Source organism: Pseudomonas sp. v388 (assembly GCF_003935425.1).
Taxonomy (GTDB): Bacteria; Pseudomonadota; Gammaproteobacteria; order Pseudomonadales; family Pseudomonadaceae; genus Aquipseudomonas.
The window spans coordinates 122,720-137,058 of the sequence record NZ_RHQN01000003.1 but is presented as its reverse complement, the minus strand read 5'-3'; the positions used below and the strand labels follow the sequence as shown (position 1 = coordinate 137,058).

Here is a 14,339-nt window from a genome sequence, read left to right as displayed (position 1 = left end):
CGACATGCCCTTCACGGGTAAGCGTTAGACTCTGACTCTGTTAACCGATATTTCCCACGCACACAGGAGATAGCCGATGGGCAGCCTGTTACTCAATTGCGACATCGGCGAGAGTTACGGCGCCTGGACCATGGGGCTGGATGCCGAGGTCATGCCATTTATCGATTGCGCCAACATTGCCTGCGGCTTCCACGCCGGCGATCCGAGCGTGATGCGCAAGACGGTAGCGCTGGCGCTGGCCCACGACGTGATGATCGGTGCTCATCCTGCCTACCAGGACCTGGCCGGGTTCGGACGCCGCTCAATGGCCTACGGTGCCCAGGAATTGCAGGACCTGCTGCATTACCAGATCGGCGCCCTCGACGGCATTTGCCGCGCTCAAGGCGGGCGGGTGCGTTACGTCAAACCCCACGGGGCGATGTACAACGACATGATGGCCAACCCGGCGCAGTTGCGCGCCGTGATCGAAGCCATCGCCCGTTACGACGATCAACTGCCGCTGATGCTGCTGGCCATGCGCGACAACAGCGCCGCGCAGGCCATCGCCGCCGAGTTCGGCGTGCAGCTATGGTTCGAAGCGTTCGCCGACCGGGGCTATGACAGCGTGGGTCGCCTGATGCCGCGCCAGTCGCCGGGCGCGGTGCATCACGATGCCGAGGTCATCATCGGCCAGGCGCTCAAGTTCGCCCGCGGCGAAGCCTTGCTGGCCAGTGACGGCAGCGAGCTGCTGCTCAAGCCCGATACCTTGTGCGTACACGGCGACAACGCCGGCTCGGTCGCGGCGGTGCAACGCATCCGCCTGGCCCTGGGCGAGATGTCCGCCTCATGAAACTGCGTATCGAGGTCGTGGCGATCGATTGCCTGATGGTGCGCCTGTTCGATGTCATCGACGAAGCCAACATGCCGTGGATGCTGGCCGCCGCTGCGCGGCTGCGCCAGGCGTTTGCCGGGCAGTTGATCGATCTGGTGCCGTCCTACACCACCTTGATGGTGCATTACGATCTGCTGGCGCTGACGCCGGAACAGGCCCGCTTGACCATCCTTGCAGCGCTGGACCAACTGACCCCCGCCGACGAAGCCCAGGGCCGCGATCACGTGTTGCCGGTCTGGTATGACCCAAGTGTCGGGCCGGAACTCAGCCTGTTGTCGAGCCGCAGCGGCTTGTCGGTCAGCGAAGTGATTGAGCGCCACAGCGTGCGTGTCTATCAGGTGTTCGCCCTGGGCTTCGCGCCGGGGTTCGCCTTCATGGGGCTGGTCGAGCAAGCCCTCGCCGCGCCCCGTCTGAATACGCCACGTAAACGCGTGGCAGCGGGCAGCGTGGGCATCGCCGAACGCCAGACTGCGGCGTACCCGGTGGTGTCGCCTGGCGGCTGGAACCTGATCGGCCGCACGCCGAGCAAGCTGTTCGATCGGCAGCTGGACGGCTACAGCCTGTTGCAGCCCGGCGACCGGGTACGTTTTGCCGCCATCGAGCGCGCTGAATTCATCCGCCTGGGTGGCGACGATACACCGTTGGAGGTGCTGGCATGACTGCATTACGGGTCGAGAAAAGCACGCCCTTGTGTCTGTTGCAGGACGCAGGCCGCTTTGGCGTCAGGCATCTGGGCGTGACTCAGGGCGGCGCGGCAGACTGGGTGTCGATGTCGTGGGCCAACCACCTGTTGGGCAACCCGCTGGACGCGGCGGTCATCGAGGTGACGCTCGGTGGCCTGGTTCTGGAGGCGGAGCGGGATTGTTGCCTGGCGCTGGCGGGCGCCGATCTGGGTGCCATGCTCGATGACCGGCCGATTGCACCGTGGCGCAGTTTTTTCGTCGGCCAGGGCCAGCGGTTGAGTTTTGCCCAGCCGGTACAGGGCGCTCGCGCCTACCTGGCTGCACCGGGCGGCTTCGCTGCGCCTGCGGTGCTGGGCAGTTGCGCCACCGTTGGACGGGAAGCATTGGGCGGGCTGGACGGGCTGGGCAAGTCGCTGGCGCATGGTGATCGACTTCAGTATGCGGGCGCCTCGTTCATGCTGGGCGCGTTGCCCCCCGAACAAATCCCGGATATCGGCAGCCCGGCTGCCCTGGACGTAGTCTTGGGCGCGCAGATCGGCCAGTTCAGCGGGCAAAGCCTGTTCGATCTGTTCAATAACGACTGGACGCTGGACAGCCGCGCCGACCGCATGGGCATTCGCCTGCTGGGGCCAGAGCTTGAGTATCAGGGCCAGCCGATGATTTCCGAAGGCATCCCGCTGGGCGCGATCCAGGTCCCGCCCGACGGCCAGCCCATCGTGTTGCTCAATGATCGACAAACCATTGGTGGCTACCCGCGCATCGGTGCGCTGACGCCCCTGTCGCTGGCACGACTGGCGCAACGGCTGCCCGGCAGCACCCTGCGTTTGAAACCTATGGTGCAGACGGCCGCCCATCAACAACACCGGGCTTACGCCCAGCGATTCACGGCACGGTAAACAACCGGCTTCATTCAACTACCTGCGTGTGGTCGCGTATATAACGGGTGACGGTATCCGGCGCGTTCCACATCAGAACATCCAGGATGGAAAGGTTTTCCTCAAAGTTATACGGCGAAGTGCCATAGATGAACGATGAAGGCGCGATAAACCGCAATTCTATGCCGCGTTGTTGCCACTCCTGCGCCACGAATATGTCCCGGCCACCGGGCAGATTGACGTAACGCTGCGCTTCCATCCGGCTGCTGATTTCCAGTGCCCATTGCCCGGCGTGCTGGATAGGCGGCAAGTCCAGCTGCATGTTCGAACAGGTCGACCACTTGAAGTCCAGGCCCAGATATTCACACACCACACTCAGTGACCGGGTATTCAACTCGCCAATGCCCGGGGTGCGCGTGCTGGTAAACGCGCCATCGACCAACTGCACGACCTCGCGGAAAAACGGCGCCTTGCCCCGGTAATGCTCAAGCTGCCCGCGGATCTGTCGCTGGGCGGCAGCCAGGTCGATCACTCGGGCATCCTTGATCAGCGTGCCTTCACTGGTCTTGACCGGCACATTGATGTACTGCCAGCCGCCGTTGGCAGTGAGTATCCGGTTACGGTTCATCCAGCTTTTGCGCTTGTACTTGACGATATCGAAGATGATTCCCTCCTGCACCGAGGCAATAAGCTGGAAGTATCCCAGGTAAGGAAAGAAATAAGGTTGCATGATGCCGAGTGTGCGCATTTATTGAACTCATTGATTGCTCGCGACCCGGCGAGGGCCGGAACGAAAGTTGGTCTGCGGCCAGGCGATAAAATTCAACTACCCCGATTGCAGATTAGTAGTGGCGTGAAAACGGTGGAGGATATTTGGTCGGATATTCCGTCATGTCGAAACGCAGCGCGAAAGTCTCGACCGAAAAATGTCAGACACATAAAGAGAATTCAATGCAGGCGCGACTAGTTGCCGGCTGACAGTCGGTTTTAAAGACTGTCAGCAGACAGGTTGTGCAGTGATGGCCGCCCGCTACTTCGCCAGATACCGCATACCTTCCTCCAGCCCGCTCAGGGTCAGCGGGTACATGTGGTCTTCGACCAGGTCGCGCACGATGTGAGTGGAAGTGGTGTAGCCCCAGGTCTCCCTGGGGTAGGGGTTGATCCAGATGATTTTCTTGAACTGCGCTTTGAAACGCTGCATCCAGACGTGGCCGGCTTCCTCGTTCCAGTGCTCGACGCTGCCGCCCGGCTGGGTGATTTCGTAGGGCGCCATGGCGGCGTCGCCGATGAAGATCACTTTGTAGTCCGCGCCGTATTTATGCAGCAGGTCGAGGGTGGCGGTGCGTTCGGAGTTGCGGCGCAGGTTGTTTTTCCACACCGCTTCGTAAATGAAGTTATGAAAGTAGAAATATTCCATGTGCTTGAACTCGGTCCGGCAGGCGGAAAACAACTCTTCGCAGACTTTTACATGGGCGTCCATCGAGCCGCCGATGTCGAACAGCAGCAGTAACTTGATGGTATTACGCCGTTCCGGGCGCATCTGGATGTTCAGCAGCCCGGCATCGCGGGCGGTGTGGTCGATGGTGCTGTCGATATCCAGCTCGTCGGCCGCGCCCTGGCGGGCAAACCTGCGCAGGCGGCGCAGGGCGATCTTGATAGTGCGGGTGCCCAGTTCCACCTGATCGTCGAGGTTCCTGTATTCGCGCTGGTCCCAGACCTTGACCGCCTTGCCCTGCCGCTCACCCGCGTCGCCCACGCGAATGCCTTCGGGGTTATAGCCACCGGAACCGAACGGGCTGGTGCCACCGGTGCCGATCCATTTGTTGCCGCCGGCGTGGCGCTCTTTCTGTTCTTCCAGGCGTTTCTTGAACGCCTCGATCAATTTGTCGAGGCCGCCCAGGGACTGGATCTGCGCGCGTTCTTCTTCAGTCAGCGAGCGTTCGAATTCCTTGCGCAGCCAGTCTTCGGGAATCAGCGCCTGTAAATGGTCATCGAGGTTGTGCAGGCCGTTGAAGTAGGCGCCGAACGCCCGGTCGAACTTGTCGAAGTGGCGTTCGTCCTTGACCAGGATGGTGCGCGCCAGAAAGTAGAACTCGTCGATATCGGCGAAGATCACCCGATGTTTGAGCGCATCGATCAGGTCCAGCAGCTCGCGCAGGGACACCGGCACCTTGGCGGCGCGCATTTCGTTGAACAGGTTGAGCAGCATGGCCGTCGCCCTTTATGAAAACGGGATGGAAGAATCAGCGGCTACCGCGACGGCTCATGAACGCCAGGCGTTCCAGCAGATGCACGTCCTGCTCGTTCTTGACCAGCGCGCCGGCCAGCGGCGGAATGGCTTTGGTCGGATCGCGCTCGCGCAGTACCGCTTCGCCGATGTCGTCGGCCATCAGCAGTTTGAGCCAGTCCACCAGTTCCGAGGTCGAGGGCTTTTTCTTCAGGCCCGGCACCTTGCGCACGTCGAAGAACACGTCGAGGGCTTCGCTGACCAGGTCCTTCTTGATGTTGGGGTAATGCACGTCGACGATCTTCTGCAACGTAACGCGGTCAGGGAAGGCGATGTAGTGAAAGAAGCAGCGCCGCAGGAAGGCGTCCGGCAGCTCCTTTTCGTTATTGGACGTAATGATGATGATCGGGCGATGTCTGGCCTTGATCGTCTCGTCGATCTCGTAAACGTAGAACTCCATCTTGTCGAGTTCTTGCAGCAGGTCGTTGGGGAATTCGATGTCGGCCTTGTCGATTTCGTCGATCAGCAGGACCACCCGTTCTTCAGACTCGAACGCTTCCCACAGCTTGCCTTTCTTGAGGTAGTTGCGCACGTCGTGGACTTTATCGACGCCCAGTTGCGAGTCACGCAGGCGGCTCACCGCATCGTATTCATACAGCCCCTGATGGGCCTTGGTGGTGGACTTGATGTGCCAGGTGATCAAGCGCGCGCCGAAAGACTCGGCCAGTTGCTCGGCCAGCATCGTCTTGCCGGTGCCCGGCTCTCCCTTGACCAGCAGCGGCCGCTCCAGCGTGATGGCGGCGTTGACCGCAAGCTTGAGATCGTCGGTGGCGACGTAGGCGTGGGTACCTTCGAACTTCATCAATGAATCCTCTCGCGTGACGCGCAGGGACGTGGCCTGCATCGTTTTCAATGGTGGCGAATGCTGCAGCGACTATAGCGTGAGGCGGATGCTTGTGCAGCCGGTTGAATCGGACACACCTGCGGCCTCCTGCCCCGATTGCAGTAGGAGTCAGTTTGCTGGCGAAGGCGGGTGTCCACACGATGTAAATGGTGCGGCCGTACCGGCCCTCTTCGCCAGCGAGCTGGCTCCTACAGATGGCATTTGGGTGCCGCTCAGGAATCCCCGCTGCCTTCATACCGCGTATTGAATGCCTGGATGAACGCATTGCGCAGGATTTGCAGAAAGGCCTGCAAGCCGCTGATGTCCTGTTGCTTGACGCTGCCGCTCAGGTCTACCCGGGTGGCGAACTGGTTCTGTTTCTGGTTCTTGAGCACGGTTTCAGTGCCGCCGACCACCGCTTCCCAGATCGAACGGAAAAAGCCTTTGTTCTGGTTCTCCACATCCTGGCCCCAGTTGAATACGTCGACATTGCGCAGCAGTGGCTTGATGTAGCCGCTCAACCGACCATTGTCGGCCTTGGCTTCGATGACCAGGTCGCCGCTGCCGGCGTTGAAGTCGAACTTGCCGTAGGCCGAGGAGAAGTCGTTGAGCCGGCGCAACTGGATGCCGGTGGCGCGCAGGTTGAAGTCGAAGTCCTGAAAGTCGCTGAGCGGGTCGAAGGTGGCAGAGGTTTCCAGGTTGCCATGGCCCAGCAGTCGCGCCTTGCCTTCGAACCGCGCATCACGCTTGCCTTCGACATCGACCACATTGGTCAGGTTGTACAGGCTGGCATTGACTCGATCAGCCTCGATCTTCACCTTGGGCTTGGAGTTGAAGTTGCTGAAGGTAATGCGCCCGTTGCTGATCCGCGCTTCGTTGAGGGTCATGGGCAACAGTTTCTCGACCTGATCGCGCCAGTCGGTGCCGCGACCGGTCTGCGACGCCTGCTTGTCCGCGCCGCCGTCGACGAAGTTGACTTCCGGTTCGATGAACACCGCTTCGGCGACCACCGCATGGTCGTACCATAGCGAGTGCCAACTGACGGCCAGGTCGATGACCGGCGCCTTGACGAACGGCACCGGCACCTTGCCGTCCACCTTGACGATGTTCAGCCCCTTGATCCGATACGCACCGCGCCACAGGGCCAGGTCGATGTCAGTGATCTGGCCACGGTAGTCGCCCATGTCCGCGAGCTTGTCATTGAGGTAGTTACGTACCAAGTAGGGCAGGGCGATGTGAGCGGCGATCAACAGTACAACGAGCGCGACCACCGTCCACAGCGGCCAGCTGTAGCGACGTTTCATGGCATAGGCCTCCGAGTCCAATGACAGGTTGACTGCGCAGGTGCCGTTCCGTTCGGTGCGACTGGACGCCTGCCGGCCGGGGGCATAGGCTTTGCCTTTTATTGGATGTGGACAAGGATACGATCATGAGCCGTATTTACGCTGACAACGCCCACTCGATCGGCAATACGCCGTTGGTACAGATCAACCGTATCGCGCCGCGGGGCGTCACCATCCTGGCCAAGATCGAAGGGCGCAACCCGGGCTACTCGGTGAAATGCCGGATCGGCGCCAACATGATCTGGGACGCTGAAAGCAGCGGCAAACTCAAGCCCGGCATGACCATCGTCGAACCGACGTCCGGCAATACCGGTATCGGCCTGGCCTTCGTCGCCGCTGCCCGCGGTTACAAACTGATGCTGACCATGCCGGCGTCGATGAGTATCGAACGACGCAAGGTGCTCAAGGCCCTGGGTGCCGAGCTGGTGTTGACCGAGCCGGCCAAGGGGATGAAAGGTGCCATCGCCAAGGCCGAGGAGCTGGTGGCCGGCAATCCTCAGACGTTCTTCATGCCGGCGCAGTTCGACAACCCCGCGAACCCGGCCATCCATGAGAAGACCACCGGCCCGGAGATCTGGGAAGACACCGACGGCGCCATCGATGTACTGGTCGCAGGCGTCGGCACCGGTGGCACCATCACCGGCGTGTCGCGCTACATCAAGAACACCGCGGGCAAGCCGATCATTTCCGTGGCGGTCGAGCCGGACGCTTCGCCGATTATCAGCCAGGCGCTGGCCGGCGAAGAGATCAAGCCCAACCCGCACAAGATCCAGGGCATTGGCGCCGGTTTCATTCCCGCCAACCTGGACTTGTCCATCGTCGACCGCGTCGAACGCATTACCGACGACGAAGCCAAGGCCATGGCCCTGCGCCTGATGCAGGAAGAAGGCATTCTGTGCGGAATTTCCTGCGGCGCCGCGATGGCCGCCGCCGTCCGCCTGGCGGAAAAGCCGGAAATGCAGGGCAAGACCCTTGTCGTGATCCTGCCCGACTCCGGCGAGCGGTACTTGTCGAGCATGCTGTTCAGCGACCTGTTTACTGAACAGGAGCTGCAGCAGTAGGCCATCTTTATGCGCGGACACTTCTTGGCCGTGCGCCAAGGGTTTATGATGACCGGCTCGTGATCGCCGGCTGACCGGCGATCTTAAGCCGTCGAACAAGACAGCCGGCGTGGTTGCGCGCAGGTGTCCGCTTCAGGGAGAGTTGCATGTCCTTTTCATTTGCTGCCAAGGCATCGATCCTGATGATTTTCCTGGCCAGCACGCTGTATGTGCATTTGCGGGGGCGGGCGCGCTTGCCGGTGTTACGGCAGTTCGTCAATCATTCGGCCTTGTTCGCACCCTACAACGCCCTGATGTATCTGTTTTCCCGCGTGCCGTCCAAGCCTTATCTGGACCGCAGCCAGTTCCCCGAACTGGATGTGCTCAAGGACAACTGGGAAGTGATCCGCGAAGAAGCCATGCACCTGTTCGACGAGGGTTACATTCGCGCCGCCGAGAAGAATAACGACGCCGGCTTCGGTTCGTTCTTCAAGAAAGGCTGGAAGCGCTTTTACCTGAAGTGGTACGACAAGGCGCTGCCCTCGGCCGAGGCGCTGTGCCCGCGCACCGTTGAACTGGTCAACAGCATTCCCAACGTCAAGGGCGCGATGTTCGCGCTGTTGCCCGGCGGCAGCCACCTCAACCCGCACCGCGACCCGTTTGCCGGTTCGCTGCGCTACCACTTGGGGCTGTCTACGCCCAATTCCGATGCCTGCCGGATCTTCGTCGATGGTCAGGAATACGCCTGGCGTGATGGTCAGGACGTGATGTTCGACGAAACCTACGTGCACTGGGTCAAGAATGAAACGGACAAGACCCGGGTGATTCTGTTCTGCGACGTCGAGCGGCCCTTGAGCAATCGCTTCATGACGCGCATCAATCGCAGCGTCAGTGCCTTCCTGGGCCGGGCGACCGCGCCGCAGAACCTGGATGACGAGCGCGTCGGCGGCATCAACCGCGCCTACGCTTTCAGCAAGCGTTTTAGCGATGGCTTCAGCGGCAAGGTCAAGACATTCAAGCGTGCCAATCCCAAGGCGTATCGTGTCCTGCGCCCGGTATTGGCCGTGGTCGTGCTGACCTTGCTTGGTTACTGGCTGTTCGGCTGAACCCAGGCCGCTGCCTTCCTTGTGCCTGCTAGGCTTGCAAACACAAGCCCAGCAGGAATCTCACCATGTCTGCCGCCTGGCCAGCCGTCCAGATCGCCCGATCAATACTCGACGGTTTCGATGATTATCGAGCGCATTTCCATCGCATCACCGCCGGCGCCCGGAGGCGCTTCGAGCAGGCGCGCTGGCAGGATATCCAGGACGCGTCGGCGGCGCGCATCAGCCTCTACGAGCAGAAAGTCAGCGAATCCCTTGACCGGCTCAAGAATGCGTTCCCTGTCGGGCAGTTGCAGGACGTAGCGGGCTGGCCGCAGGTCAAGGCCGCTTACATCGGGCTGATCGACCCGCGTCCGGACGATGAACTGGCCGAAACCTGGTTCAACTCGATCTTCTGCGGCCTGTTCAGCCATGACCTGATCAGCGACGGCTGCATGTTCATCCACACTACGCGCCCTTCGCCGCTCAGCCTCGAACATGCCGGGCGTGAGCAGGCGACACAGGTTCGCCTGTACCGACCGTGCGGCGATCTGCCTGCGATGCTGCGCCAGTTACTGGCCGATTATCCATTCGACGTTCCTTATGCCGATCTCTCCGGCGACCTGGCGCGCCTCGACGCTCAACTGCGCCAGAGCCTGCCGGACTGGGTCTGCAAGGACCGGGCGCTGTGCGTCGAACTGTTCTGTTCGGTGTTCTATCGCAACAAGGGCGCGTACCTGATCGGCCGCGTGCACGCCGGGCAGGAGCAATGGCCGCTGGCGCTGGCACTGCTGCATCGTGAAGGGCAGGGAATAGTGGCGGACGCGGTGATCACCGACGAGGCCGAGGTGTCGATCATCTTTTCCTTCACTCGCTCGTACTTCATGGTCGACGTGCCGGTGCCGGCGGCTTTCGTCGGCTTTCTCAAACGCATCCTGCCGGGCAAGCACATCGCCGAGCTGTACAGCTCCATCGGTTTCTACAAGCAGGGCAAGTCGGAGTTCTACCGCGCACTGATCGGCCACCTGAGCGCCACCGATGACCGCTTCGTCATGGCGCCGGGGGTGCGTGGCATGGTCATGAGCGTGTTCACCCTGCCGGGCTTCAACACCGTGTTCAAGATCATCAAGGATCGCTTTTCACCGTCCAAGAATGTCGACCGCGCCACGGTGATCGACAAATACCGGCTGGTGAAGAATGTGGATCGGGTCGGGCGCATGGCCGACACCCAGGAGTTTGCCGACTTTCGTTTTCCGGTGAGCAAGTTCGAACCGGCCTGCCTGACCGAGCTGTTACAGGTGGCGGCGTCCACGGTGCACCTGGAGGGCGACGATACGGTGCTGATCCGCCATTGCTGGACCGAGCGGCGGATGATCCCGCTCAACCTCTACCTGGAGCACGCCAGCCCGGCGCAGGTTGAACAGGTGCTGGACGATTACGGCCTGGCGATCAAGCAGCTGGCGGCGGCGAACATCTTTCCCGGCGACATGCTGCTGAAGAACTTCGGCGTGACCCGCCATGGCCGCGTGGTGTTCTATGACTACGACGAGATCTGTTTCCTGACCGAAGCCAACTTCCGCCGCATTCCGCCACCGCGCACCCCGGAAGACGAAATGGCGTCGGATCCCTGGTATTCGATCGGACCGCTGGACGTCTTCCCCGAGGAATTTCCGCCCTTCCTCTTCGCTGACCCGCAGCAAAGGCGCCTGTTCGCCAGCCTGCACGGCGAGCTGTACGACGCGCAGTACTGGAAAACCGTGCAGGCTGCGATTCGCGCCGGCCAGGTGATCGACGTGTTTCCCTACCGGCGCAAGGACCGAAGGGATGATTCGATCATCTGAATCGACTCAGTTGAGGCTTACATGGCGGCTCAACAGCGCACGCAGAGCGGCAGGCTTGACCGGTTTGGGCAAATAGTCGAGGCCCGCGGCATGCACCTGATCGATTAGTTCCTGGCGACCGTCGGCGCTGATCAGCACGCCGGGTACCGGCTGCCCGAGGCGCTTGCGCAGCCAGACCATCAGCTCGGTGCCGGTCTCGCCTTCGTCCAGGTGGTAATCCACCAGCGCCACCTGCGGGCGAATGCCATTATTGAGCAGCGCCTCGCATTCCTGCCGGTTGCGCGCCGTCCACACCTGGCAGCCCCAGCGTGACAACAGGCTGTTCATGCCGATCAGGATGCTGTCTTCGTTATCGATGCACAGCACCTGAGTCCCGTTCAGCTGCGGTTTGGCCTCGGCCGGCAGCTCGGCGGCGGTGGGCAGGGCACGGGCCAGCGGCACGCGAACGCTGAACACGCTGCCTTTGCCCGGCCAGGAGCGGACTTCCAGCGGGTGGTCCAGTACGCGACAGAGCCCGTCGGCAATCGCCAACCCAAGGCCCATGCCTTTGATGGCGTGGGTCTGATGGCTGTCCAGGCGTTTGAACTCTTCGAAGATCACCTTGCGCTTGTCGTCGGGAATGCCGGGGCCGCGATCCCAGACTTCCAGGCTCAACTGCGCACCGCGCCGCCGCACGCCCAGCAGGATCGGGCCTTTGGCATAGCGGAAGGCATTGGTCAGGAAATTCTGCAACACGCGCCGCAGCAGCTTGATATCGCTGTCGACCCGCAGCTTGCTGCCCGTGACCCGGAAATCCAGGCCCTGCTCCTGAGCCTGGGCCTTGAATTCGGCGCCCAGGGTGTCGAACAGCGCATTGAGCGGGAAGGGCTGGCGTTCCGGGGTGATCTTGCCGTTTTCCAGGCGGGAAATATCCAGCAGGTCGCTGATCAGGTCTTCGGCCGAGCGCAGCGAACTGTCCAGGTGCTGGACCAACTGCTGAGCCTCGCCGGACATGCCTTCTTCCTGATGCGACAGCGCGGCGGAAAACAACCGTGCGGCGTTCAACGGTTGCATCAGGTCGTGGCTGACGGCGGCCAGAAAACGGGTCTTGGATTCATTGGCCGCCTCGGCGGTGCCCTTGGCTTCGGTCAGCGCGTGGTTGAGCTGCGACAGTTCGTGGGTGCGCTCGGCGACGCGCTGTTCCAGGCTCTCATTGACGCCTTTGAGCGCCTGTTCGGCGGCGCGAAACGCGGTGATGTCGGTGAAACTCATGACGAAACCGCCGCCGGGCATCGGATTGCCGATCAGCTCGATGACTCGCCCATTGGGAAACAGTCGCTCGGAGGTATGCGCGCGGCCCTGGCGCATCCAGTGCAGACGGCGGGCGACGTGAACTTCGGCTTCACCCGGCCCGCACAAGCCGCGTTCCGCGTTATAGCGAATGATGTCGGCGATGGGGCGGCCGACGCTGATCAGGCCTTCCGGGTAATTGAACAGCTCCAGGTAACGGTGATTCCACGCCACCAGCCGCAGCGACTGGTCGACGACGCTGATGCCTTGGGTGATGTTCTCGATGGCGCCTTGTAGCAGGGCGCGGTTGAACTGCAGCACTTCGGACGCTTCGTCGGCGATGCGCACCACGTCTTCCAGTTGCATGTCCCGCCCTTCGATGGCGGCCTTGACCACCGCGCGGGTCGAGGAAGTACCCAGCACGCCGGCCAGCAGACGTTCGGTGTGGGCAATCCAGTCGCCGTTGGCGTTCTGGTTGGCGTTGAATTCCTTGCCCTGACGGTAGGCGAAGCGCAGGAAGCTCTGCCGCGCCCGGTCCTCGCCGACGAAGCGCGCCGCCAGGTTCAGAAGGTCTTCGACCTGCACCGCCAGCAGTGGCCGATAGATGCCACGGCTCTGGGTTTCCTGGCCGATGAAACGTCCGGCCTGCCAGTGCTCTGACACCCGCGTGCGCGACAGCACCGACACCCAGGCGAACAGCGTGCAGTTGCCGGCCATGGACAGCACCACGCCCTGGGTCATGGGCGTGATCGGCAGGTTCAGCGGATTGCTGTGCAGCCAGGCCAGCAGCGGGAAGTTCTCCAGCGACCAGCCCATGCCGGTGGCGGCGACCGGCAACACCAGGGTGTAGAACCAGATAAAGATGCCCGCCGCCAGACCGGCGAATACGCCGCGGCGGTTGGCCTGCTTCCAGTACAGTGCGCCGAACATGGCCGGCGCCAGCTGGGTGATGGCGGCGAAGGCGATCTGGCCGATGGTCGCCAGGCTCGCCGTCGAGCCGAGCATGCGGTAACTCACGTAGGCCAGCAGCAGAATGACCACGATGCTGATCCGCCGCACCGAGAGCATCCAGTGCCGGAACGCTTCGAACGGGCGCTCGGTATTTTTGCGGCGCAGCAGCCAGGGCAGCAGCATGTCGTTGGAAATCATAGTCGACAGCGCCACGCAGGCGACGATCACCATGCCGGTGGCCGCCGATGCGCCCCCGATGAACGCCAGCAAGGCCAGCGACGGATGGGCATGGGCCAGCGGCAGGCTGATCACGAATGAATCGGGAAGCATGCTGTCGGGCAACAGCATCTGCCCGGCCAGAGCGATGGGCACCACGAACAGCGCGGCCAGCGCCAGGTAAAGCGGGAACACCCACTTGGCGAGATTCAAATCCTGCGGCTCGATGTTCTCCACCACCGTGACATGGAACTGCCGTGGCAGGCAGACAATCGCCATCATCGCCACGCCGGTCTGCACGATCATCGACGGCCAGTTGATGGTCTCCTTCCAGTACTCCTCAAGCCGCGGCGCAAGCATGGCCTGGTTGAACAGATCGCCGAAGCCGTCGTACAGGCCGAAGGTCACGAACACACCGACGGCCATGAACGCCAGCAGCTTGACCAGCGCCTCGAAGGCAATCGCCAGCACCATGCCCCGGTGGTGCTCGGTGACGTCCAGATTGCGGGCGCCGAACACGATAGTGAACAGCGCCAGAATCACCGACACCACCAGCGCGGTGTCCTGGGCGCGGGTGCCTGTGGAATCGGCCACCGCGCCGATCAGAATGTTGACCCCCAGCACGATGCCTTTGAGTTGCAGGGCGATGTAAGGAAGCATGCCGATCAGGCAGATCAGCGCGACCATCACCGCCAACGGCTGGGATTTGCCATAGCGAGCAGCGATGAAGTCGGCGATGGAGGTGATGTTTTCCTGCTTGCTGATCAGCACCATCTTTTGCAGCACCCAGGGCGCCAGCACCATCAACACGATGGGACCCAGATAAATCGGCAGGAATGACCAGAGCTGTTCGGCCGCCTGACCGACCGCGCCGAAGAACGTCCAGCTGGTGCAGTAGACCGCCAGCGACAGGCTGTACACCCATGCGCGCATGGACGGGCGCAGCGAGGCGCTGTAGCGGTCGCCGTAGAAGGCAATGGCAAACATGATGGCCATGTAGGCCAGGGCAACGGCCGCGATCAGCCCGCTGGACAGCGACATGAAAAATTCCGGAACAA

Annotated in this window: 11 protein-coding genes; 6 read left to right on the top strand and 5 right to left on the bottom strand. The window is 61.9% G+C overall.

Annotation, left to right across the window (positions count from 1 at the left end; genetic code table 11):
* The first annotated feature begins 76 nt into the window (after positions 1-76).
* Genes EGJ27_RS08155 through EGJ27_RS08145 form a run of 3 tightly spaced genes read left to right on the top strand, consistent with a single transcriptional unit; the run spans position 77 to position 2,450 of the window.
* Positions 77-829, top strand: a complete 753-nt coding sequence (locus tag EGJ27_RS08155; protein WP_125830225.1) for a 5-oxoprolinase subunit PxpA — start codon at positions 77-79, stop codon at positions 827-829.
* Entirely contained in the window at positions 826-1,530 is a 705-nt protein-coding gene (pxpB, locus tag EGJ27_RS08150; RefSeq protein ID WP_125830224.1) for a 5-oxoprolinase subunit PxpB, read from the top strand. Before EGJ27_RS08155 ends, pxpB begins: the two co-directional genes overlap by 4 nt.
* Positions 1,527-2,450, top strand: a complete 924-nt coding sequence (locus EGJ27_RS08145) for a biotin-dependent carboxyltransferase family protein (protein WP_125830223.1) — start codon at positions 1,527-1,529, stop codon at positions 2,448-2,450. The genes pxpB and EGJ27_RS08145 overlap by 4 nt, the downstream gene beginning before the upstream one ends.
* A gap of 10 nt (positions 2,451-2,460) precedes the next feature.
* Here EGJ27_RS08145 and EGJ27_RS08140 read toward each other — a convergent pair whose 3' ends face one another.
* The 4 genes from EGJ27_RS08140 to EGJ27_RS08125 form a co-directional block, all read right to left on the bottom strand.
* A complete protein-coding gene (locus EGJ27_RS08140; protein WP_256672711.1) occupies positions 2,461-3,177 on the bottom strand; it encodes a WbqC family protein in 717 nt (238 codons plus the stop codon).
* Positions 3,178-3,459: 282 nt separating this feature from the next.
* Positions 3,460-4,638 carry a VWA domain-containing protein gene (locus tag EGJ27_RS08135; protein WP_125830222.1) on the bottom strand — a complete coding sequence of 393 codons (1,179 nt, stop codon included), beginning with the start codon at positions 4,636-4,638 and terminating at the stop codon, positions 3,460-3,462.
* A gap of 34 nt (positions 4,639-4,672) precedes the next feature.
* Entirely contained in the window at positions 4,673-5,518 is an 846-nt protein-coding gene (locus EGJ27_RS08130) for a MoxR family ATPase (RefSeq protein WP_125830221.1), read from the bottom strand.
* Positions 5,519-5,772: 254 nt separating this feature from the next.
* Positions 5,773-6,843, bottom strand: a complete 1,071-nt coding sequence (locus EGJ27_RS08125; protein ID WP_125830220.1) for a DUF748 domain-containing protein — start codon at positions 6,841-6,843, stop codon at positions 5,773-5,775.
* Between the two features lie 125 nt (positions 6,844-6,968).
* Here EGJ27_RS08125 and cysK point away from each other — a divergent pair, with 125 nt between their 5' ends.
* The 3 genes from cysK (at position 6,969) to aceK (ending at position 10,845) form a co-directional block, all read left to right on the top strand.
* The gene (gene cysK / locus EGJ27_RS08120; protein ID WP_125830219.1) at positions 6,969-7,943 is read left to right on the top strand and encodes a cysteine synthase A; all 975 of its coding nucleotides are present in this window, start codon (positions 6,969-6,971) and stop codon (positions 7,941-7,943) included.
* A 146-nt stretch (positions 7,944-8,089) separates the two neighbouring features.
* A complete protein-coding gene (locus tag EGJ27_RS08115; protein WP_125830218.1) occupies positions 8,090-9,028 on the top strand; it encodes an aspartyl/asparaginyl beta-hydroxylase domain-containing protein in 939 nt (312 codons plus the stop codon).
* A 65-nt stretch (positions 9,029-9,093) separates the two neighbouring features.
* On the top strand, positions 9,094-10,845 hold the full coding sequence (gene aceK, locus EGJ27_RS08110) for a bifunctional isocitrate dehydrogenase kinase/phosphatase (RefSeq protein WP_125830217.1): 1,752 nt from the start codon (positions 9,094-9,096) through the stop codon (positions 10,843-10,845).
* Between the two features lie 6 nt (positions 10,846-10,851).
* Here the strand turns inward: aceK and EGJ27_RS08105 are convergent, their stop codons facing one another.
* A complete protein-coding gene (locus EGJ27_RS08105) occupies positions 10,852-14,322 on the bottom strand; it encodes a PAS domain-containing hybrid sensor histidine kinase/response regulator (protein WP_125830216.1) in 3,471 nt (1,156 codons plus the stop codon).
* Between the last annotated feature and the right edge of the window lie 17 nt (positions 14,323-14,339).

Coding starts and splice junctions, on each gene's coding strand:
- EGJ27_RS08155 (WP_125830225.1), top strand. CDS start 77: ATGGGCAGCCTGTTACTCAATTGCGACATCGGCGAGAGTTACGGCGCC.
- pxpB (WP_125830224.1), top strand. CDS start 826: ATGAAACTGCGTATCGAGGTCGTGGCGATCGATTGCCTGATGGTGCGC.
- EGJ27_RS08145 (WP_125830223.1), top strand. CDS start 1,527: ATGACTGCATTACGGGTCGAGAAAAGCACGCCCTTGTGTCTGTTGCAG.
- EGJ27_RS08140 (WP_256672711.1), bottom strand. CDS start 3,177: ATGCGCACACTCGGCATCATGCAACCTTATTTCTTTCCTTACCTGGGA.
- EGJ27_RS08135 (WP_125830222.1), bottom strand. CDS start 4,638: ATGCTGCTCAACCTGTTCAACGAAATGCGCGCCGCCAAGGTGCCGGTG.
- EGJ27_RS08130 (WP_125830221.1), bottom strand. CDS start 5,518: ATGAAGTTCGAAGGTACCCACGCCTACGTCGCCACCGACGATCTCAAG.
- EGJ27_RS08125 (WP_125830220.1), bottom strand. CDS start 6,843: ATGAAACGTCGCTACAGCTGGCCGCTGTGGACGGTGGTCGCGCTCGTT.
- cysK (WP_125830219.1), top strand. CDS start 6,969: ATGAGCCGTATTTACGCTGACAACGCCCACTCGATCGGCAATACGCCG.
- EGJ27_RS08115 (WP_125830218.1), top strand. CDS start 8,090: ATGTCCTTTTCATTTGCTGCCAAGGCATCGATCCTGATGATTTTCCTG.
- aceK (WP_125830217.1), top strand. CDS start 9,094: ATGTCTGCCGCCTGGCCAGCCGTCCAGATCGCCCGATCAATACTCGAC.
- EGJ27_RS08105 (WP_125830216.1), bottom strand. CDS start 14,322: ATGTCGCTGTCCAGCGGGCTGATCGCGGCCGTTGCCCTGGCCTACATG.